The sequence below is a fragment of the Streptomyces hazeniae genome, assembly GCF_031845485.1.
GTDB classification, from domain to species: Bacteria; Actinomycetota; Actinomycetes; order Streptomycetales; family Streptomycetaceae; genus Streptomyces; species Streptomyces hazeniae.
In genome coordinates, this window is sequence record NZ_JAVREQ010000229.1 from 1 (window position 1) to 413 (window position 413).

The 413-nt window shown below is 73.4% G+C and carries 1 pseudogene; it reads right to left on the minus strand.

The window, feature by feature from the left end:
- A pseudogene (locus RM572_RS29470) lies at positions 1–210 on the minus strand (hypothetical protein); the annotation flags it as partial.
- Positions 211–413 lie beyond the last annotated feature (203 nt).

A 413-nucleotide genomic window follows, 5' to 3' on the forward strand; every position in this document is an offset into this window, starting at 1 on the left:
GCCCCCGACGGCGGTGCGGGTCTCGGCGGTACGGGCACCGGTGGGGTGCGAATCGGCGGGCCGGGCGCCGGTGAGGTGGGAATCGGCGGTGCGGGAATCCGCGCTGCGGGAATCGGCGGTGCGGGTCTCGGCGCCTGCGGACGGAGCCGCGGCCAGGGACATCGCGGTGAGGAGGGCCGCGAGACCGGCGGCACGTAACACTCTGAACATGGGCTCACCCTTTTGCTGGGCCGGCGCGGACAGGGGCGGAGCACGGCAGGGCCGTGGCGCCGGTCGGCCACCGGACGGATGTGGGATACAGGTACTTTCCGGTTTGTATCACGCGTCCCGGGCCGCCCGAGGAGGTTCCGATGCGGTTGGCGCATAACCGCGCGTCGAGGGGGTTCCTCCGGCCACGGGACAGGTCCCTGCCC